17 protein-coding genes are annotated in these 19666 nt (G+C 60.4%); 8 read left to right on the forward strand and 9 right to left on the reverse strand.

Features of this window, described 5'->3' with window-relative positions; all coding sequences use genetic code 11:
- Positions 1–158 precede the first annotated feature (158 nt).
- The 5 genes from G5195_RS04115 to G5195_RS04135 form a co-directional block, all read right to left on the reverse strand.
- Positions 159–1037, reverse strand: a complete 879-nt coding sequence (locus G5195_RS04115) for a flagellar motor protein MotB (RefSeq protein WP_216978580.1) — start codon at positions 1035–1037, stop codon at positions 159–161.
- Positions 1012–1770: a flagellar motor protein gene (locus tag G5195_RS04120; protein ID WP_216978581.1), complete on the reverse strand. Its 759-nt coding sequence runs from the start codon at positions 1768–1770 to the stop codon at positions 1012–1014. Before G5195_RS04120 ends, G5195_RS04115 begins: the two co-directional genes overlap by 26 nt.
- A 364-nt stretch (positions 1771–2134) precedes the next feature.
- Positions 2135–3457 (reverse strand): Na+/H+ antiporter family protein, encoded by a 1323-nt coding sequence (locus G5195_RS04125; RefSeq protein ID WP_005361308.1) that lies wholly within the window; start codon positions 3455–3457, stop codon positions 2135–2137.
- Positions 3458–3730: 273 nt separating this feature from the next.
- On the reverse strand, positions 3731–4408 hold the full coding sequence (gene rnt, locus G5195_RS04130) for a ribonuclease T (protein ID WP_204383042.1): 678 nt from the start codon (positions 4406–4408) through the stop codon (positions 3731–3733).
- A gap of 99 nt (positions 4409–4507) precedes the next feature.
- Positions 4508–5245 carry a phosphatase PAP2 family protein gene (locus tag G5195_RS04135; protein ID WP_421172205.1) on the reverse strand — a complete coding sequence of 246 codons (738 nt, stop codon included), beginning with the start codon at positions 5243–5245 and terminating at the stop codon, positions 4508–4510.
- 247 nt (positions 5246–5492) lie between these two features.
- Here G5195_RS04135 and G5195_RS04140 point away from each other — a divergent pair, with 247 nt between their 5' ends.
- The 8 genes from G5195_RS04140 to G5195_RS04175 all read left to right on the forward strand — a co-directional run bounded on the left by G5195_RS04140 (position 5493) and on the right by G5195_RS04175 (position 14883).
- Positions 5493–6614, forward strand: coding sequence for a 4-phosphoerythronate dehydrogenase (locus G5195_RS04140; protein ID WP_421221525.1), 1122 nt, complete (start codon positions 5493–5495; stop codon positions 6612–6614).
- A 193-nt stretch (positions 6615–6807) separates the two neighbouring features.
- Entirely contained in the window at positions 6808–7824 is a 1017-nt protein-coding gene (locus G5195_RS04145; RefSeq protein WP_040066449.1) for an aspartate-semialdehyde dehydrogenase, read from the forward strand.
- A 271-nt stretch (positions 7825–8095) separates the two neighbouring features.
- Positions 8096–10288 (forward strand): FimV/HubP family polar landmark protein, encoded by a 2193-nt coding sequence (locus G5195_RS04150; RefSeq protein ID WP_421235881.1) that lies wholly within the window; start codon positions 8096–8098, stop codon positions 10286–10288.
- A 188-nt stretch (positions 10289–10476) separates the two neighbouring features.
- Positions 10477–11286 (forward strand): tRNA pseudouridine(38-40) synthase TruA, encoded by an 810-nt coding sequence (gene truA / locus G5195_RS04155; RefSeq protein WP_216953903.1) that lies wholly within the window; start codon positions 10477–10479, stop codon positions 11284–11286.
- 119 nt (positions 11287–11405) lie between these two features.
- Entirely contained in the window at positions 11406–12269 is an 864-nt protein-coding gene (gene accD, locus G5195_RS04160) for an acetyl-CoA carboxylase, carboxyltransferase subunit beta (RefSeq protein ID WP_005344944.1), read from the forward strand.
- Between the two features lie 2 nt (positions 12270–12271).
- Positions 12272–13531 carry a bifunctional tetrahydrofolate synthase/dihydrofolate synthase gene (gene folC, locus G5195_RS04165; RefSeq protein WP_421235882.1) on the forward strand — a complete coding sequence of 420 codons (1260 nt, stop codon included), beginning with the start codon at positions 12272–12274 and terminating at the stop codon, positions 13529–13531.
- A 74-nt stretch (positions 13532–13605) separates the two neighbouring features.
- On the forward strand, positions 13606–14394 hold the full coding sequence (dedD, locus tag G5195_RS04170) for a cell division protein DedD (RefSeq protein ID WP_421235883.1): 789 nt from the start codon (positions 13606–13608) through the stop codon (positions 14392–14394).
- A gap of 171 nt (positions 14395–14565) precedes the next feature.
- The gene (locus tag G5195_RS04175) at positions 14566–14883 is read left to right on the forward strand and encodes a heavy metal-binding domain-containing protein (RefSeq protein WP_216953896.1); all 318 of its coding nucleotides are present in this window, start codon (positions 14566–14568) and stop codon (positions 14881–14883) included.
- 116 nt (positions 14884–14999) lie between these two features.
- Here G5195_RS04175 and cysG read toward each other — a convergent pair whose 3' ends face one another.
- The 4 genes from cysG to asrA form a co-directional block, all read right to left on the reverse strand.
- A complete protein-coding gene (cysG, locus tag G5195_RS04180) occupies positions 15000–16379 on the reverse strand; it encodes a siroheme synthase CysG (RefSeq protein ID WP_227340732.1) in 1380 nt (459 codons plus the stop codon).
- 197 nt (positions 16380–16576) lie between these two features.
- Complete coding sequence (gene asrC / locus G5195_RS04185; RefSeq protein WP_227340731.1) at positions 16577–17587, reverse strand: sulfite reductase subunit C; 1011 nt, start codon at positions 17585–17587, stop codon at positions 16577–16579.
- Between the two features lie 11 nt (positions 17588–17598).
- The gene (asrB, locus tag G5195_RS04190) at positions 17599–18438 is read right to left on the reverse strand and encodes an anaerobic sulfite reductase subunit AsrB (RefSeq protein ID WP_421235884.1); all 840 of its coding nucleotides are present in this window, start codon (positions 18436–18438) and stop codon (positions 17599–17601) included.
- A gap of 1 nt (position 18439) precedes the next feature.
- Positions 18440–19498 (reverse strand): anaerobic sulfite reductase subunit AsrA, encoded by a 1059-nt coding sequence (gene asrA, locus G5195_RS04195; RefSeq protein WP_421221528.1) that lies wholly within the window; start codon positions 19496–19498, stop codon positions 18440–18442.
- Positions 19499–19666: the final 168 nt, after the last annotated feature.

Below are 19666 nucleotides of genomic sequence, written 5' to 3' on the forward strand. Positions count from 1 at the left end.
ATAATTGTTTTTATTTAAGCCTGAGGGGCGGCATTATTGCAGAGGCCTGACCACTTGACAATAAATGGCAATCATTATCATTAAGATCTTATGATGTTGATATTATTGAGCTATTTGTTTTTAAAAAGAGGCTCCCACGCGAGGCAGGAGCGGGGGGATCAGGGCTTGAGCAGTTGCAGCGACTCTTCTGCGGCCTTGCCTTGAGAGAGGGTGATATCGACCCGGCGATTCGCCTGGCGATGTTCGGGGGTGTCATTGGCAAAGCGGGGTTGAGTGTCGGCAACCCCCTGAGCGATGACTCGTCTGGCATCCAGCTGGGGGTTGGTCAGCATGGTCTGCACGATGGAAGAGGCCCGCAGCACCGAGAGCTCCCAGTTGTTGCGATAAAGCTCCACCGGTGCCTGGGAGTTGTCGGTATGGCCGGTGACCACTACCTGACCCGGGATATTGGCCAGAATGCCGGCGATCTTGTTGACCAGCGGGATGAACTGGGGCTGCAGGAACGCCGAATCGGCGGGGAACAGCGCTTTCTCGCCGATACGGATCACCAGCTGACTGCCAAGCTGCTCGACCTCCAGATCCTTCGATTCGATCTGGGCCTTGAGCTGTTGCTCAAGCTTCTGCTTGGTCACCTGCACCCACTCCTGCTCCTTGGTCTTATGGGGCCAGGATTCGGTGGCGCTCGGCTTTTCCGAGGAACCTATGGTCTCGTTGAAGGGATCCGATGCCGCCATGGGGGCATCTTTCTCCAGCACAGTCTCTTCTTTCGGGCTGCTTGGCGTGGTCTTCGATTCCGGTTCAAGAATCCCTGTGCCCCCCTGCATCAAGGGTGAGCCGGCAGGCGGGGAGATGAGGCCGATTTTACCCAGCGACTCGATAAAGCCCTGGATAAGCACCCGGGTTTCGGACTGCTTGGCCATGGCAAAGGAGTAGAGCACCACAAACAGGGCGAACAGCAATGTCATGAAGTCGGCATAGGAGACCAGCCAGCGTTCGTGGTTCTCCGGCGCTTCAGCCTTTTTCTTTTTCGCCACCATGGCCTCCCAGATAAGGTTCGAGGGTCACTTGCAGGCGTGCTTGGGACTCGCCATCCACGATGCAGAGAATGCCGGTCAGAGTCATCTCCTTGTAGTGGCGGATCTGGTGGGCAAACCCCTTGTAGCGGTTGCCGAACGGCAAGAAGATCAGGTTGGCGGCGGATACCCCGTAGATGGTGGCGATAAAGGCCACCGCGATGGCGCCACCCAGCTTGTCGGGGGCATCCAGCAGACCCATGGCGTGGATCAGGCCAAATACCGCGCCGACGATCCCCATGGTCGGGCAGTAGCCTCCCATGGCTTCATAGAATTTGACCGTCTGTTCGAGATCTTCCTGTTCAAATTCGATCTCGTTCTCCAGCACCTCGTGGATTTTGTTCTTCTCGTAGCCATCGACCATCATCTGCACCCCTTTCTTCAGGAAGGGATCCTTGATCTCCTCGATCATCCCTTCCAGCGCCAGCATGCCGCTGCGGCGGGCGTTGCCTGCCAGGGTCTCCAGCAACTGGGCCTGTTCATGCATATCGAGCTTGAGGGGGGAGAGCAGCCATTTGAAACGCTTCATGGTGCTGCCGACGACGGAGAAAGGGAACTGGGTCAGCGCAGCACCTATGGTGCCACCGATCACAATGAGGAATGCGGGCAGATCGAGCAGTGCACTGGGGTGCCCCCCCTCGATCATGTTGCCGCCAAGGATGGCGATCAACGCCAGCACCAAGCCAATCAAGCTCATTTTTTACACGTCCCTGTATGGTGATAATCGCTAGTGTAGCTAGTTAAGTATCAGTTTTTCAAAATGATATCCAATCGCTGAGCAATTAATCGGCGTGGTATGTGGCAACGGGTGTGGCGCACAACGCTGGGGGTGCTGAGTGCTGTTATGGCATCTGTGGCTAGAGACTGATCCCATAAGAGCAAGGAGCGAAACAAGCAGTGCGCAATCATCCAGATCCGGGAATCCATGTCGCCCAATAAAGAGCTTCTCCTCTCGGGACCATGTCCTAGTGATTAGGTGAACGTGCTTATAAAGAAGGCGACCTGATGGTCGCCTTCTTGTTGTGCATTGTGACGTGCAGAGTTCGCAGCCTAAGGGGCTATCAGAGCACCATGGCGGCAATCCAGCCGAAGATCACCAGCGGGATGTTGTAGTGAATAAAGGTGGGCACCACGCTGTCCCAGATATGGTCGTGCTGGCCATCGGCGTTGAGGCCGGATGTCGGGCCCAGGGTAGAGTCGGAGGCCGGTGACCCCGCATCCCCCAGCGCGCCAGCGGTACCGACCAGCGCGATGATCGCCATCGGTGAGAAGCCGAGCTGCAGACAGAGCGGCACATAGATGGTGGCGATGATGGGCACGGTGGAGAAGGAGGAGCCGATCCCCATGGTGATGAGCAGGCCCACCAGCAGCATCAGGAAGGCGGCGATGCCTTTGTGCTGGCCGATGCCGGAGGCGACCACCTGGACCAGAGAGTCGACCCCGTGAGTTGCCTTCATCACGGCGGCAAAACCGGCGGCGGAGATCATGATGAAGCCGATCAGCGACATCATCCGCACCCCCTGAGTGAAGGCATCCTGGCTTTCGCGAAACTTGATAACGCCGCCGCAGGTGAAGATGACAAAACCGGCCAGTGCACCCAGTACGATGCTGTTGGTCATCAGTTGCAGCCCCAGCGCCACGCCAATGGCCAGCAGGGCCACCCAGATATGAGTGAGGTTGAGCTCGACCGCTTCTGGCTCGGCATCCAGGATCTTGGCCAGATCGTACTGGCGTGGTTTGCGATAGCTGATGAATACCGCAATCAGCAGGCCCAGTACCATACCGGCGACCGGAATGGCCATCGCCAGCGGGATCTGGCTGGTGGTGATGGGCACGCCGTTATCGATCAGGTTCTTGGCCAGAATGTTGTTGAGGAAGATGCCGCCAAAGCCGACCGGTAGCACCATGTAGGTGGCGGTCAGACCAAAAGTGATGACACAGGCCACCTGACGACGGTCGATCTGCATCTGCGCCATCACATGCAGCAGCGGCGGGATCAGGATGGGAATAAAAGCGATGTGAACCGGGATCAGGTTCTGGGAGGAGATCGCCACGGCCAGCACGGAAGAGAGCAGCAGGGTTTTGACCCACATGATGCGGGTCGAGCTGGCATCCTTGCCCAACTGGTTGATCACCTTGCGGGCCAGCAGGTCAGTGATCCCGGAGCGGGAGATGGCAACCGCAAAGGCGCCCAGCATGGCGTAGGAGAGGGCAATCTCGGCGCCACCGCCCAAGCCACCGCTGAAGGTGGTGAGGGTATCGGTCAACGACAGCCCACCGACCAGGCCGCCAGCAATGGCCCCCAGCGCCAGCGAGACCACCACATTGATCCGCAGCAGACTGAGCACCAGCATCAGCCCGACTGCGATAACAACTGGATTCATTTGATTTCCTTATAGTTTGTTACTGCTGTCTGTCATGTGAAGGGGAGTTAGTTTGCGAAAAATGTGACAAATGTCGAGTAAAAAATCAGTCAAACCTCTCATATCGCAGCAGCATGTGGCACAAGGTTGCTCAACATGAGGGGTTTTGACCTGTTTGTCTCCGTTCATCCCGTGCGCAGCGGTTGATAGTGACATTGATGGCGATTTCCGGTGCGCCGTGCAATCAATCACTTCCCCAAAAAGCGAAGGCTGCCACTGGCAGCCTTCATTTGTTTATGTCTGCACGTCGTCATCGGCAGGGGCATCGGTTGTGTCATCATCCGGATGCGCTGGCGGCCAACCCCCCATGCTCTTCCAGCGGTTAACGATATGACAGAACAGTTCTGTGGTGCGTTCGGTGTCATAGAGGGCAGAGTGCGCCTCTTTATTGTCAAACGGGATACGGGCGCTCTGGCACGCCTTGGCCAGCACGGTCTGACCCAGCGCCAATCCGGAGAGAGCCGCGGTGTCGAAGGTGGCAAACGGGTGGAACGGATTGCGCTTGAGGCCAGCGCGCTCGGCGGCAGCCATCACGAAGCCGTGATCGAAGGTGGCGTTGTGGGCCACTATGATGGCGCGGCCGCAATCCTGCTCCTTCATCCCCTTGCGGATCCCCTTGAAGATCTCGGTCAGTGCCTCTTTTTCCGAGACAGCGCCACGCAACGGGTTGTAGGGGTCGATGCCGGTGAACTCCAGCGCAGCCTTTTCCAGGTTGGCCCCTTCGAAAGGCTCGACATGAAAGTGGAATACCTGATCGGGAACGAGCCAGCCCTGCTCATCCATTTTCAGGGTGTAAGCCGCGATTTCGAGCAGGGCATCGGTCTTGGCGTTGAACCCGGCTGTTTCAACATCGATGACGACGGGGTAAAAACCACGGAAACGGCCCTTGAGGGTATGAACTGCGTCGGTCATGGGATCTCGGTCGGGATAAAATGAGGCGGCATTATGGCAAAAAAGCACAGGCTTGTCCTCCCATCCCACGCAGTTGGCCGCGGCAAGATGGCGCGCGATTCAATATCTGTGCAGCCACCAGCGGGCGGCAATCAGCGCCGTGAGCGTACCCAGCAGGGCGCTGGCCAGCACATCCACCGGCCAGTGCATCCCCATCACCATGCGCGACAGACCAACCCCCAGCGCCCACAAAGGCAGCAGCCAGACGCCTGTGGGGGCGCGGGCCAGCCAGATAAGGCCGAAAAATTGGGCCAGGCTGATGGCGGCGATACTGTGGCCGGAGGGGAAGGCGTAGTTCACCTCGGCCTGCCAGTGGTGGCCGAGCCACTCAGGCAGGGCCAGCAACTGGCTGGCGGCATGAACCTGTTCACTGCGCACATCGATGCTACTGGCGTAGAAGTGCTTGATGGCCGGGATCAGCGACTGACTCTCCAGCCAGATCAGATAGGGTCTGGGCTCTTCGGTCAGGTGTTTGATCAGGCTCTTGAGCACCCAGTCGCTGGCGAGCAGGGCTGCCAGCGCGCATCCCAGCGCAATGAAGGGGGTCAGCTTCAGTTTGAGTTTGTAGCGGGTCAGCAACAGCAAGAGGGCGCCACTGACCCCGATCCCGGGAATATCGACCATGCGGGTGAGGGCGTATGACCACCATAGCCAGCCTGATTGCAGGGAGTCGATCAGAAAAGGCTGCCAAGGCAGGGTGGCGAGCAGCAGCAGGGGCAGGATCAGCAGGGCAGTGAATCCAAGCACCTGACTGCGGGTGAGTGAGGAGACAGAGAGCGACGAGAAATGTGGCGGCATGGTGGGTGTGGTCGATCGCGAAAAAGAGGGGCATTGTGCCACCGTGACATGCCCGGACAAAGCCGATCAGCACGTTTGTTACCTCTGCTTACACATTTGTGGCGACATCCTCGGTTTGAACGGCAGGAGAGAGTGGCCACCGAACAATGTGGTCCCCTTTCGCGCCTGATTGCATCACAGGCTGAAATCTCGGGCGGCTTTGCGCTAGAATGGCGCCCCCGTGGCGGTTGTGACCAAAGAGAGCCCGATGAAGATAGTCGTTGATGAGAATATGCCCCATGCCGTGGAACTGTTTGCCGAATTTGGCGAGGTGATCGCCTTGCCCGGACGGCAGATGCAGGCCCGCGATCTGCTGGATGCCGATGTGCTGCTGGTGCGTTCGGTCACCCGCGTCAACGGCGATTTGCTGGCGACCAGCCCCAAACTCGGGTTTGTCGGCACCGCCACCATAGGCACCGACCATGTGGACAAGGAGCTGCTGGCAAGCCGCAATATTCCCTTCTCCAGCGCCCCCGGTTGCAACAAGTATTCGGTGGGGGATTATGTGCTCTCAGCCCTGCTGGTGCTGGCGGAGCGTTACGAACTCGAGCTCTCGGCCATGACTCTGGCGGTGATTGGCGCGGGCAATACCGGCGAGTGCGTGGCTGGCAAGGCCCAAGCGCTTGGCATGAGGGTACTGCGCTGCGATCCGCCCAGGGCGCGTAATACCCCCGATGCGGGCTTTGTCGATTATCAGACCGCTCTTGGTGCCGATATCGTCAGCTTCCATGTGCCCATTACCCGTGAAGGGCCGGATGCCACCTACCATCTGCTCGATGCCGAACAGATTGCCGCGCGTCCTGCCGGGCAGATCCTGATCAACGCCTCCCGTGGCGAGGTGTGGGATAACCGGGCCCTGCTGGCGCGCCAGTTGAGCGATAAGCCGTTGCGACTGGTGATGGATGTGTGGGAGAACGAGCCCGAGCCACTGGCTGCGCTGGTGCCCCATACCGAGATTGCCACCCCCCATATCGCCGGTTACAGCCTGGAGGGGAAGGCCCGCGGTACCTGGATGCTCTATCAGGCGCTCTGCCAGCAGTTGGGACGCCAGCCTCGTCAGGATTTGAGTCGGCTGTTGCCTGCCCCCGATGTGCAGGCGGTGATGCCGGGCCGCGCACCGGATCAGGCGCTGATCAAGCAGCTGGTGCATCTGGTCTATGATGTGCGCCGCGATGATGCCCGTTTCCGGGCCCGACTCGGCTTGCCCGGCAGCTTTGACGAGCAGCGCAAACACTATCCAGAGCGCCGTGAACTATCCTCCCTGCAGGTTGAGGGGGCGTTTGCCGACCAGGTGCTGGGCGAGCTGGGATTTGCGCTGTCACGCCCCTGAGTTGGGGACTAGGAGTTGGAAGATAACCGGAAGGGGTGAGCCGTACTGGCTACCTCGAACCCATTTTTTACTGAGCTGGCGCAGATGCTACTGCGCCAGCTCAGCCATATCAGGCAGCGTCATCTCGCCGTGCGGGAGCCTGCCGACCATGGTGCCACCCGGCGCCATTGCAGCATTATCAGAGGAGAACAGAATGAGCCAGCAGTTTAACGTAGCGGTATTGGGTGCCAGCGGCGCCGTGGGTCAGGCGATGATCGAGATCCTGGAAGAGCGCGAATTTCCGGTAGCGACCCTCTATCCGCTGGCTTCCAGCCGCAGCGCCGGTGATACAGTGCGCTTTGGCGGCAAGAACCTCGAGATCCTCGATGTGGAGGAGTTTGACTGGAGCCAGGTGCAGATCGCACTCTTCTCCGCCGGTGCCGAGGTATCTGCCAAGTGGGCGCCGATTGCTGCCGAGCACGGTTGTATCGTCATCGACAACACCTCCTGCTTCCGTTACGACGAAGATATCCCGCTGGTGATCCCGGAAGTGAACCCGGATGCGCTGGCCGATTTTCGCAATCGCAACATCATCGCCAATCCCAACTGCTCCACCATCCAGATGCTGGTGGCCCTGAAGCCGCTGCACGACGAAGTGGGCATTGCCCGCATCAATGTGGCCACCTATCAATCCGTGTCAGGCTCCGGCAAAGAGGGGGTCAGCGAGCTGGCGGGTCAGACCGCTCATCTGCTCAACGGTCGTCCGGTGGAACCGACCCTCTATCCACAACAGATCGCCTTTAACCTGATCCCGCAGATCGACAGCTTCACCGACAACGGCTACACCCGTGAAGAGATGAAGATGGTATGGGAAACCCAGAAGATCCTCGGCGATGCCAGCATTGCCGTGAACCCCACCTGCGTGCGGGTGCCGGTCTTCTACGGCCACGCCGAGGCGGTACACGTCGAGCTGCACCAGCCGCTCGATGCCGAACAGGTCAAGGACCTGCTGCGCAGTGCGCCGGGTGTGACCCTGTTTGATGACGAAGGGGACTATCCGACCCCGGTGCGTGACGCAACCGGCAAGGATGAGGTGCTGGTGGGTCGGGTGCGCCAGGATATTTCTCACCCGAGTGGTATCAATATGTGGATCGTGGCCGATAACGTTCGTAAGGGCGCGGCAACCAACAGTGTACAGATTGCCGAGCTGCTGGTTCGCGACTATCTGTAAGGCTGGATATCTGCCACAGATGGGCAGCAGGGAGTGCTGCCCATCCGGACTGTGATAAATCGGGGGTGTGACCCATGCCGCACTCCGCTACATCAAGATTCTGTTGCGATATCAACTGATTAAGTTTTTTCCTACACTCAGAGTCAAGTCGGGTGCTAAATGTGTCGGACTACTGGCTTGCGACGCGAGCCTGATTTATATTGAACCGACTGTTTTGGGGTAACTATCCAGATTTTTCAATGTGATAGGGCCGTCATACGAAGGAACGAATATGGGACATTCCCGCATAACATTGGCAACGCTACTCGCATTGGGTCTGCTGGGCTCCGTCCAGGCTGAAGACGCTGCGCGGGAGCCTTTTTTTGTCGAGCTAAAAGGCCCTGACGAGCCCGCACCTCCAGCCGTCAATTCCCAGCCGCTGGCGCAACCGGTCGCCAGACCCGTGGCGCAACCGGTACGTGCAACCGCCCAGCCGGTGGTACGTCAGGTCACGGCCAATGCCGGTAGTTATGGCCCTGTTCGTCCAACCGATACTCTCTGGAGTCTGGCGAGCAAATACCGTCCCTCCAGTAGTGTCAGCGTCTACCAGACCATGGTGGCGATCTACGAGAAAAACCCCCGCAGTTTTGCCGATGGCAATATCAACCACATTCTGGTGGGGTCACGCATCCTGCTGCCGACCGCGGCCGAGGCGAGCGTCATCACCGATGCTCAGGCCCGCGCCAAGTTCCGTAGCGACAACGCCAGCTGGAAGGGGTTAAGCCCCAAATATCTGGCTGACAAGCAGGCCCATGGCGCCAAACCGGCGGCCAAGCCCGTGAAGGTTGAGACTGCCAAAGCCGAACCGGTGAAAACCGCGCAAGCTCCCTTGCCTGCGGCAAAAGCGGCACCCATTCCTGCTCCTGTCGTAGCACCGCAACCGTCTGCTGAAACCAAAGAAGTGGCCAAGGCGAGCGAGCCTGCGCCAAAAGAGGCGGTGGCCCCAGTCCCGGCGACGAGCGCCGCAGCAAGCACCACACCGGCGCCTCTGCCTTCCGATCTGGAAAAACCGGTGGGCAAACCGGCCACCGAGATGGCGCTGGCGCTGGAAGATGCCAATGCCCAGCTCGGTCAGGTGACCGAGATGAACCACAGGCTCAAACTGCGCTTGCAATCTCTCACCGAAGAGGTCGAGACCCTCAAGGCCCAGTTGCAGGATCAGACCGCGCTGCAAAAAGAGCTCGCCGAGCTGAAGGCCAGACCTGTCCCCCCCGTGGTGGCAGAGCCTGAACCCAAGCAGCACTGGCTGATGGAGCTGCTCTCCTCACCGCTCAACCTTGCCATGATCATCCTGCTGCCGGTGCTGCTGGTATTGGCGCTGGTGACTCTGTGGCTGCGGGCCCGTGCCCGTCGCGAGCTGGAGGAGCAGGAGAAGAGCCTCTCCGAGTCCACCGCCATGATGATGGATCAGGAGCAGAGCGAGTTTGACGATCTGCTGAGTGTCGATGTGACCGACAACGAGCCGGTACGCCCGGTGCCGGATCTCAATACCCCTGATGGCTTTATGCCGGTCGAGCCAGATGAACCGGCTAAAAAGCCGGATGTTGATCTGGTTTTCAGCGACGATGGCGAGATCGATCTGCAAGGTTTCGAGCCGGAGCGAATGGCTGCCCAGTCAGCCAGTCGTGACCCGGATCTGGTGCCGGATCTCGATCTCTCGCTGGATGAGCCTGTCGCGTTGGCCAATGAACCCGACATGGATCTGGCCAGCGAGTTCAATCCCAAGTCCAGGGATGCTGATGAGCTCATGAGCGAAGAGGAGCTGCAGGCAGCCCTGTTTGCCGAGCTGGATGCGGATCTTTCGGCTGATCTGGAACCGGAGTTGAGTGCAAGCAGCAAGAGTACGGCTGCTGATGATCTGGCCAGTTTTGATCTGGGTGATTTTGAAAATGAGCTGGATAAACCGGCTGCGGGCGAGGGCAATAATGCCATCGACTTGAGCGTGGATGGTTCGGCTGATGATATGTTGGCCGAGTTGGGGCTTGAGCCAACCAAAGGCAAGGAGACCGAGCTCGATCTTGAGTGGGATCCCAACGAACTGGCGCTCTCCGATTTCGAGGATGCCTTTACCGAAGTGGAGTCTCATCCGGCAGAATTGCAGCCAAGGGAACAGGCCCAGGCAAGCGGTTACGTCGAGATCGACAAGCTGCTGGCCGATGCGGATGCCACCGCGCCGGAGCAGGAGCCCTATCAGGGTCTCTCGCTGGACGTGGGGCTCGATGGTTTCCCCGAGGTGTTGCCTGAATCCACCGGCTTTGATGTGGATGCCGATGACGGCGGTGTGGGGGCCAAGCTGGATCTGGCCCGCGCTTACCTCGAGATCGACGACAAGGATAGCGCCCGCGAGCTGCTGCAAGAAGCGGCAGAGCAGGGCACCGAGCATCAGCGTGCCGAGGCAGAAAAACTGCTCAAGCGGTTGGGGTAAAATTGTCCCTGTCGCGGGATCAGCAAGAAGGGGGCAGCCATTGGCTGCCCCCTTCTTCATGGCAATTTGCACAGGGTGAATTCTCCGCCCATGCAAGCCAATCAGGCGGTTTGTGGGACTTTTCGAGTTGAGCGCGTATAATCCGCCCCGTTTCTTTCACTGCGTTTCACAACAAGACAAGTTTATCCATGCGAATTGCCCTAGGTATTGAATATGACGGCAGCCGGTATTTCGGTTGGCAGCGTCAGCGTGAAGTGATCAGCGTGCAGGAGGAGTTGGAGAAGGCCATCAGCCGGATCGCCAACCACCCTGTCTCCATCCAGTGTGCCGGGCGCACCGATGCCGGCGTCCATGCGACCGGCCAGGTGATCCACTTCGATACCGAGGCGAACCGTGCCGAAGGGGCCTGGACCCTGGGGCTCAACTCCAACCTGCCGCCGGATATCGCCGTGCGCTGGGTCAAGGAGGTGGACGAAACGTTCCACGCCCGCTTCAGCGCCACCGCCCGTCGCTACCGTTACGTCATCTACAACCACAACTTCCGTCCGGCGATCCTCGGCAGTGGCGTCAGTCACTACCACGAGACCATCGATGCCGAGTTGATGCACCAGGCGGGCCAGAGCCTGCTGGGGGAGCACGACTTCAGCACCTTCCGTGCCGTCGCCTGCCAATCCAACACCCCGTGGCGCAATGTGACCCATCTGTGCGTCAGCCGCTCCGGCCCCTACATCGTGCTCGACATCAAGGCCAACGCCTTCCTGCACCACATGGTGCGCAACATCACCGGCTCCCTGCTGCTGGTGGGGCAGGGGCTCAAACCGGTGGAGTGGATTGCCGAGGTGCTGGCGGCCAAGGATCGCAATCTGGCCGGGCCGACCGCCAAGGCCGGTGGCCTCTATCTGGTCGACGTGGATTACCCGGCCGAGTTTGCTCTGCCGCAGTTGCCGCTCGGCCCGCTGTGGCTGCCGGACTCGGCACCGGGTACGACCAGTTTTTAGTAACTGCGCCCGAAAAATTGTGGTTTAATGACCCGTCATTTGTTGCCATCGAGCTATTAAGTCATTGAACAATCTAGGCTCGATGCGTTTTGTCAGGCACAAAAGCATTAAGGAATTCCATGAGCTGGCTTGAGAAGATTCTTCCCAAGAGCAAGATCACTGCACCCCGTCGTCACAACATTCCGGAAGGGGTGTGGACCAAGTGCAGTGCTTGTGAACAGGTGCTCTACCGGGCAGAGTTGGAGCGCAACCTCGAAGTGTGCCCCAAGTGTGATCATCATATGCGCATCAGCGCTCGCGCCCGTCTCGAGAGTTTCCTCGACGAGCAGGGTCGTACCGAGATCGGTGCCGAGCTGGAGCCGCAGGATGTACTGAAATTCAAGGATTCCAAGCGCTACAAGGATCGTTTGTCTGCCGCCCAGAAAGCGACAGGAGAAAAAGATGCGCTGGTGGTGATGAAAGGGACCCTCAAAGGGGTGCCGGTTGTCGCCTGTTCCTTTGAGTTCTCCTTTATCGGTGGCTCCATGTCCTCCGTGGTCGGTGCCCGCTTCGTGCGCGCTGTCGAGGAGTGCATCAAGGAGGGCCGCGGTCTGGTCTGTTTCTCCACTTCTGGTGGTGCCCGCATGCAGGAAGCCCTCTTCTCCCTGATGCAGATGGCCAAGACCAGCGCGGCGCTAGACCGACTCTCCAAGGCTGGCCTGCCCTTTATCTCTGTGCTGACCGACCCCACCATGGGGGGCGTTTCCGCCAGTCTGGCGATGCTGGGTGACATCAACGTGGGCGAGCCCAAGGCGCTGATCGGTTTTGCCGGCCCGCGCGTTATCGAGCAGACCGTACGCGAGAAACTGCCGGAAGGCTTCCAGCGCTCCGAATTCCTGCTGGAGAAGGGGGCCATCGACCTGATTATCGATCGTCGCGACATGCGTAACCGTCTGGCCAGCCTGCTCGCCAAAATGCTGAATACTCACGTCATCGAAGAGTGAAGATGAGTTCAAACATGCAACAATCCCAAAGCCGGTCGCTTGTCGACTGGCTTTCTTATTTGGAGCAGATCCATCCGGTCAATATCGACATGGGTCTGGATCGGGTCGGTGCCGTTGCCCGGCGTATGGGGCTGACCCAACTGCCGTTTAAGGTGATCACGGTGGCGGGTACCAACGGCAAGGGCTCCAGCTGTGCCATGGCGGCCAGCATTCTGATGGCCGCAGGCTATAAGGTCGGCGTTTACTCCTCGCCCCATCTGCTGCGCTTTACCGAGCGGGTGCGGATCAACGGGGCCGAACTGGCCGACAGCGATCACTGCGCCGCTTTTGCCGAGGTGGAAGCGGCTCGCGGCGAGATTGCCCTCACTTTCTTCGAGTTCGCGACACTGGCTGGGCTGTGGCTGTTTCGCCGCGCCGCGCCCGATGTGCTGCTGCTGGAGGTGGGGCTGGGTGGTCGGCTCGACGCCACCAATGTGGTGGAGTCCGATGTGGCGATGATCACCTCCATTGCCCTCGATCACTGCGACTGGCTGGGTGATACCCGTGAAGCCGTGGCGGTGGAGAAGGCTGGGGTCTATCGCGCCGGCAAACCCGCCATCAGCGGTGAGCCCAATCCACCTGCGACTATCGCGAGCGAAGCACAGCGTCTTGGCGCCAACCTGCGTCAGGTCGGTCTCGATTTTCGTGGCGATGAGCACGAGAGCGGTTGGGATTATCACGGCCTCAACCAGTGGCGGGATCTGCCAAAACCGGCGCTGCCGCTGATGAACGCGGTGACCGTGCTGGCGGCGCTGGAATCCCTCGGCTTGCCGCTGCCGGAGTCCGCCATTCGTGACGGGCTTGCCAATGCCCGGCTGGCTGGCCGGATGCAGCAGTTGCAAAGTGCGCCGCTGGTGATCGTCGATGTGGCCCATAACCCCCATTCGGCAGCCTATCTGGCCGCGCAATTGCGCAAGATGCCCTGCACGGGTGTGCGCCGTGCCGTGGTCGGCATGCTCAAAGACAAGGACATGACGGGGTCACTTGCTGAGCTCGACGGTCTGATCGGCGAGTGGTATCTGGCCAGCCTCACCGGCCCGCGCGCCGCCACCGCTGCGCAACTGGCTGCGGCGTTGGGAGAGGGCAAGGGGCCTGCCAGGGAGTTTGATAATGTCAGCGCCGCTTATCAGGCAGCGTTGGCCGCATCGAGTCCGGACGATATGGTCATTGTGTTTGGTTCGTTTTACACTGTCGCCGACATTCTGGCGGGTGTCGCCGTCTAGGCCACACCCCGGCTCCCCAGCCCTTTGGCGGGGAGCCAAATCGCATATTGAGTTACGTAAAGGTAGGATTCAACTTGGCCTCGAAGTTTCAAAACCGTCTGGTGGGCACCGTCATCCTGGTGGCCCTGGTTGTTATTTTCCTGCCGGACTTGCTGGATGGTCACAAGCTGGCACAAAAGGAGGAGGCCTTTGCCAAGATCCCGCTGCGCCCCGAGCTGGAGCCTGCCAAGCCTGCGCTGCAGGTCTCGGCAGCCAGCAGCCTGCCCGCCGATCATCTGGCCAGCCAGCAACAGGCCTCTGCGGCCCAGCAGTGGCAAGTGGAAGAGGTGGCTGACCCCATGACCCTCGCCGGTCAGGGCAACGGCGCGCAGCTGGCGACAACCCCTGCCGCACCGGTCCAGTCGCAACAGAATGCCCAACCCAAGCCACAGCCCAAGCCAGAAGTGGTGGCCAAAAAACCGGTCGAACCGCCCAAGCCAGCACCCAAGCCGACGCCAGTCAAACCGGTTGAAGTGGCCAAGGCACCTGCGCCAGCCAAACCACAGGCGGGTCAGATCAAGTCCCTCGATGATCTGATTGAAAGCAAGATGAATCAGTCGACCACACCTGCACCCGCGGCCGCGCAGGGTAGCTGGATCCTCCAGCTTGGTGCCTTCAAGAACGTCGACAGCGTCAACGCGCTGGTGAGCAAGCTGCGGGCGGCGGGCTACTCTGCCCACACCTCGCCGCGCACACCGGTGCAGGGTCAGCTCAACCGTGTCTTTATCGGGCCGGATGTCTCCAAGGCCAAACTGCAGGGGATGCAGGGACGGATCTCCCAGATGACCGGCCTCAGTGGCTCGGTGGTCTCCTACAACCCGTAATGGCGTTGCCGTTTGCAATGGCCCTCTGAAACAAACACCGCGCCCCGTGCGCGGTGTTTTTTATCTGACCGTCGTGATTTTTAATGACGGCGTCGTACAGGCCACCACCCGGTTGGGATTTGCTGTCAGTTGGGGTAGTCTGGGGCCTTCTGCTACTCACAGGAGTTCAAGATGATCCTCTCGACGACCCCCACGCTGGAAGGCAAAACCATTCGTGAATACCGCGGCATCGTGGTTGGCGAAGCCATTCTCGGCGCCAACATTTTCAAGGATCTCTTTGCCGGGATCCGCGACATCATCGGCGGCCGCTCCGGCGCCTATGAAAAAGAGCTGGCCCGTGCCCGCGACATCGCCTTCGATGAGCTGAAAGAGCGCGCTGCCGCCCTTGGCGCCAATGCGGTGGTCGGTATCGATATCGACTACGAAGTGGTGGGGCAAAACGGCAGCATGCTGATGGTCAGCATCAGTGGTACTGCCGTGCTGGTGTGATGCGCCACGCAAGGGTTGCCGACAACTGCCGTCGCAGGCAGGGTCACGGATAAAGTGGATAACTGCTGGCTGCCCAAGGGCCGACAACCCGGTTGTCGGCCCTTCTCGTTTATTGATCAATTTCTGTCGTTGCCATACCAGTCGAGCTGGTCGGCCAGAGTGACCACCGAGCCGATGATGATGAGGCTCGGGCTCTTCACCTGACGGGCCAGTTCGGCCAACTGCTGCAGCTCGCCGCGCACCACCCGCTGACTGAGCTGGGTGCCTTGCTCCACCAGCGCCACCGGGGTATGACCGGGCATGCCGTGGGTTTGCAGCTCATCCTGAATGCGGGCGGCGTGGGCCAGCCCCATGTAGAAGACCAGAGTCTGGCGGCGGGCCGCCAGCGCCGACCACTCCTGGGCGATATTGCCCTCCTTGTCGTGGCCGGTGATGAACTGCACCCGCTGGGCATGATCGCGGTGGGTGAGGGGAATGCCGCTGTAGGCGGCGCAGCCCGACGCAGCCGTAATGCCCGGTACTACCGAGAAGGGGATGCCCGCCTCGGCCAGGGTTTCCAGCTCCTCGCCACCCCGGCCAAAGATAAAGGGATCGCCCCCCTTGAGCCGCACCACCTGTTTGCCGAGGCGGGCCTGCTCCAGCAATAGCTGGTTGATCGCCTGCTGGGGCACACAGTGGCGGCCCGCCTCCTTGCCAACAAAGATCCGCTCGGCATCCCGGCGCACAAGTGCCAGCACCTCCTGCGACACCAGCCGGTCATAGACCACTACATCCGCCTGCTGCAACTGCTGCAGACCGCTTAGGGTAAGCAGTCCCGCATCGCCAGGGCCGGCGCCCACCAGGGTTACGCTTCCCTTGCTCTGCAGTGGCTCATTCAATAGCTCTGCGACGCTCTGCTCGGCAGCTTGCTGCTGGCCGCGGGCCAGCTGGCATGCCAGTCGCTCATGGCTAAAGAGTCGCTCCCAGAAGCGGCGGCGGGCCAGCTTGTCCGGAATGAGTTTGACCCGCTCGCGCAGCTTGCCCGCCAGCGCAGCGAGCTGGCCGAGGTGTTGCGGCAGCATGGCTTCAAGTTTTTCCCGCAGCTGGCGGCTTAGAACCGGCGCCGCACCTGCGCTGGAGATGGCCACCATCAGCGGCGAGCGGTCGATGATCGCGGGCATGATGGCGCTGCAGTGGGCCGGGGAGTCCACCACATTGCAGAAGATCTGGCGCAGGTTCGCTTCGTTGAAGACCTGCTGGTTGACCTCTTGCTGGTTGGTGGCGGCGATCACCAACCACTTGCCATCGAGCAGTTCGGGATGAAAGCTGGCGGCGCAGACGGTCAGGCGACCCTGCTCGGCCCAGCTCATCAGCTGGGGTTCCAGATGCGGGGCATTGATGGTGATCTTCGCCTTGGCATCGAGCAGCAGACGCGCCTTGCGCACCGCCACCTCACCGCCGCCGACGATCAGGACCGGCTTGTTTTGCAGCTGACAGAAGAGAGGGAGAAAGTCCATAACAGGCTCCGGATGCTGGCCCGCTCGCAATGCCGCGCCGGGCGAGATAGCAGGGCGCGCCGTGACGCACCCCGGATGGTCGGGTGAAAGATCCCCCGACGGGAATAAAAAAGGGGAAGGGTGATCTACGCCCGGGCCAACGACAGATCCCCACCGGTGTCGGCCACTTGATCACGCTTCCCCAAACGAGGTTTTTCCTATTGCACTGCTTTGACGTACATGTTGGCGACGTACTGGTCTTCGGCCCAGAAGATGCGGTCAGCGACCATGGCTTCCGGGTTGAGGGTGACGCCGCGCAGCACCCGCTCCTTGAACTTGTGATAACCGGCCCGGTCGATAAGGTGACCCATGTGCAGGTAGATGGGCTTGCCATCCAGCATCTCGGCCTCGAACTCGAACAGGTTCTTGATCACCGCGTGCAGCACCTCTTCGGTCACCCAGTTGAGGAACAGCTTGCCGGTACGAGGGGTCTTCTTGCTGGTGCGTCCCCCCAGCTTGACCATGTAGAGCTGCTTGGGATCCCGCTGCCAGGCCAGGGTCGGGCAGGCCAGCACACACTCGCCACAGCCGATGCACTTGCTCTCCTCTTTGACCGCCTTGCCATGCTTGATGGCGAGGCAATCCACCGCGTGGTGGCTGCACGCCTTGACGCAGGCGCCGCAGCCGATGCAGCGTTCGGCATTGAAGTGGATCTTGGCGATGCCGAGGATGCCGAAGTCGGCCATGTTGGCCTTGGCGCAGTCGTTGGGGCAGCCGGCGATCACCATCTTGAGGTGATAGGGGTTGGGGTAGAGGTGCTTCTCCATCCGCTGAGCCAGCCCGGTGCAGTCGATATTGCCCTTCTGGCAGATGGTGTTGCCCTGACAGGCGACGATGTTGCGCCCGCCGATGCTCTGGTAACCGGCTGTGGTGTCCTCAACCTCGATGCCGCAGGTCTCCACCTCGATCTCCTTGATAAAGGGCTCGAGGGCGGCGTTGACCTTGTCCATGTCCTGATACTTGATGCCGGGCATCGCCAGCTTCTGGCGGGTGGTGAGGTGGATCAGGCCGTTGCCGTACTGTTCGGCGATCTGCTGGGCCACTGCCAGCAGGTGGGCGGGCATGATCCCGCCGGGAATGCGTACGCTGATCATCGCTTCGCCGCGCACCTTGGAGAGGCGGTATTCGTTCTTGGCGCGGGCCTTGATGATGTCGATATCGAGACTCATGGTATTCTCCCTCAGTCGATCAGATGCTGGGCCTGGTCAAAACGAAAGACTGGTCCATCCACGCAGATATAGGTGTCGCCCATCCGGCAGTGGCCACACTTGCCCACGGCGCAGGCCATGCGGCGTTCGTAGTCGACCCAGATGCGATCCTTGGGGATGCCGCGCTCAAGCAGGGCGAGCACCACGAAACGGATCATGATGGGAGGGCCGACCACGATGGCTTGGATATCCTCGCTATCCGAGATATCCAGCTGGTCGATGTAGTCGGTGACCCGGCCGATGCGAAACTGCTCGCTCTCCTCACCCTCATCCAGGGTGACGATGAGATTCTGGCGCTCGGCCCAGAGCGGCATCTCGTGGCGATAGAGCACCGCCTGCTCGTTCTTGAAGCCGAGGATCATGTCGAGGGATTTCACCTCTTCCGGGTGTTTGCTGAAGCGACGCAGCAGCCCCTTGACCGGGGCGACGCCGGTGCCGCCCGCCACCACGATGAGGTGCTGGTTGCGATAGGCCTCCAGCGGGTAGCCGTTGCCATGGACGCCGCGCATCCACACCTTGTCGCCCACATCGAGGGCAAACAGCGCATCGGTGACCTTGCCGACTTTGCGGATCAGCAGATCCACATAGCCATCGCCATGGTCGGAGACCGAGATGGGCGCTTCGCCCACGGTGGGCAGGGAGATTTCGACAAACTGGCCGTAGTGGACATCAAAGTCGCGGGAGACCCGAAAGTTCCACTCCAGCTCAGTGTGGCGCTCGATGGCCAGAATGGTGTAGGCCTTGGGCAGCAGGCGGTTTTCGACCACGTCCTGCTGCGGTTCTGCTGTTGCGGCTTGCTGGCACTGGCACATATCAGTTCGCCCCCTGCGCGTTGTCGGCTGCGATGGTCTGTTCGACCACATCGGTCATCTTGTTGATGATGTTGCTAAAGGAGATGTAGTGAGGGCAGCGATCGTCGCAGCGGCCGCAGCCGACGCACATGTGCTCCTCCCCCTGACGGGCCTTGTAGTCGTTGACCTTGTGCAGGGCGCGATAACGCAGGCGCTCGCCATGCTTTGCGCGAAAACCGTGGCCACCGGCCATGTCGCTGAAGCCATCCACCATGCAGCTGGCCCACTGGCGACGGCGCTCGCCCTGCTGGGGGTTCTCCGCATAGGTGAGGTCATGCACGCTGTAGCAGCTGCAGGTCGGGCAGGAGGTGGTGCAGCGGCCGCAACCGATGCAGCGGCTGTCGTACTCGGCCCAGACCGGATGGGTGGTGAGGATCTGGCGGATCCGCTGGGGGTCGTCACAGACGCTGTCCGGGGTGTGTACCTTGACCGGGTTGCTCTGGACAAATTCCGGGGTGAAGTCATCGGATTCACCCAGTTCGGCAAAGTAGCCGAGCAGCTCGGGATCCTTCACCTCGATGCGGGCACCCTCATCGCTCAGACGAATGGCGGCGGCGTAGTCTTGGGTCTCGTTGCTGCCCATGGAGACGCAGAAGCAGTTCTCGAAGCTCTCGCGGCACTCCAGCAGCACCAGCTTGAGCTTGCTGCGCAGCCGGGCGTAGTAGACGTCACTGTTCTGGCCATTTTTCAGGTAGACCTGATCCAGCCTGCGCAGGGCGTGGATATCACAGCTGCGCAAGAACAGCAGGGTGGGCTTGGCCTCCACCTTGGATTCGCGCAGCTCCAGATTGTCGAAGTGGAACAGGGTCTGGGTGATGGGGAGCACCACCTCTTTCGGGGAGAAGTGGGACTTCTCCTGCCACACCAGATCGGCCGGATGGCGGATGCTGTGGTAGGTGACGTTGTCGGTGTCGGAGAAGCGGCCACCCCGATATTCGGCCGCGGGCGCCATGATCCGGTAATCGGGCAGCAGCCGCTCGAACAGCTGCGCCAGCGCGGGATGGGTGAGAAGAAACGACATAAATAAACACCTTGTATGAGGGTGAGATGCCCTGGCATAGGGATGAGGAGCGGGCCGGTCAGGATGTCTGGCATCGGTTCTGGCCGCGCTTGCCTCGCCACGGTCTGTTTTTATGACTCATGTTGCTCAACTGACCCGATTGTTATTGTGTTGGCGGCGCGTGCGTCG

Origin of the sequence: Aeromonas sp. 601039 (genome assembly GCF_049174415.1) — a bacterium.
Classification (GTDB): Bacteria; Pseudomonadota; Gammaproteobacteria; order Enterobacterales; family Aeromonadaceae; genus Aeromonas; species Aeromonas veronii_A.

Coding starts and splice junctions, on each gene's coding strand:
- accD (WP_005344944.1), top strand. CDS start 11,406: ATGAGCTGGCTTGAGAAGATTCTTCCCAAGAGCAAGATCACTGCACCC.
- rnt (WP_204383042.1), bottom strand. CDS start 4,408: ATGACCGACGCAGTTCATACCCTCAAGGGCCGTTTCCGTGGTTTTTAC.
- G5195_RS04120 (WP_216978581.1), bottom strand. CDS start 1,770: ATGAGCTTGATTGGCTTGGTGCTGGCGTTGATCGCCATCCTTGGCGGC.
- asrB (WP_421235884.1), bottom strand. CDS start 18,438: ATGTGCCAGTGCCAGCAAGCCGCAACAGCAGAACCGCAGCAGGACGTG.
- G5195_RS04145 (WP_040066449.1), top strand. CDS start 6,808: ATGAGCCAGCAGTTTAACGTAGCGGTATTGGGTGCCAGCGGCGCCGTG.
- G5195_RS04115 (WP_216978580.1), bottom strand. CDS start 1,037: ATGGTGGCGAAAAAGAAAAAGGCTGAAGCGCCGGAGAACCACGAACGC.
- truA (WP_216953903.1), top strand. CDS start 10,477: ATGCGAATTGCCCTAGGTATTGAATATGACGGCAGCCGGTATTTCGGT.
- G5195_RS04125 (WP_005361308.1), bottom strand. CDS start 3,457: ATGAATCCAGTTGTTATCGCAGTCGGGCTGATGCTGGTGCTCAGTCTG.
- G5195_RS04135 (WP_421172205.1), bottom strand. CDS start 5,245: ATGCCGCCACATTTCTCGTCGCTCTCTGTCTCCTCACTCACCCGCAGT.
- asrA (WP_421221528.1), bottom strand. CDS start 19,498: ATGTCGTTTCTTCTCACCCATCCCGCGCTGGCGCAGCTGTTCGAGCGG.
- G5195_RS04140 (WP_421221525.1), top strand. CDS start 5,493: ATGAAGATAGTCGTTGATGAGAATATGCCCCATGCCGTGGAACTGTTT.
- cysG (WP_227340732.1), bottom strand. CDS start 16,379: ATGGACTTTCTCCCTCTCTTCTGTCAGCTGCAAAACAAGCCGGTCCTG.
- G5195_RS04175 (WP_216953896.1), top strand. CDS start 14,566: ATGATCCTCTCGACGACCCCCACGCTGGAAGGCAAAACCATTCGTGAA.
- folC (WP_421235882.1), top strand. CDS start 12,272: ATGAGTTCAAACATGCAACAATCCCAAAGCCGGTCGCTTGTCGACTGG.
- asrC (WP_227340731.1), bottom strand. CDS start 17,587: ATGAGTCTCGATATCGACATCATCAAGGCCCGCGCCAAGAACGAATAC.
- G5195_RS04150 (WP_421235881.1), top strand. CDS start 8,096: ATGGGACATTCCCGCATAACATTGGCAACGCTACTCGCATTGGGTCTG.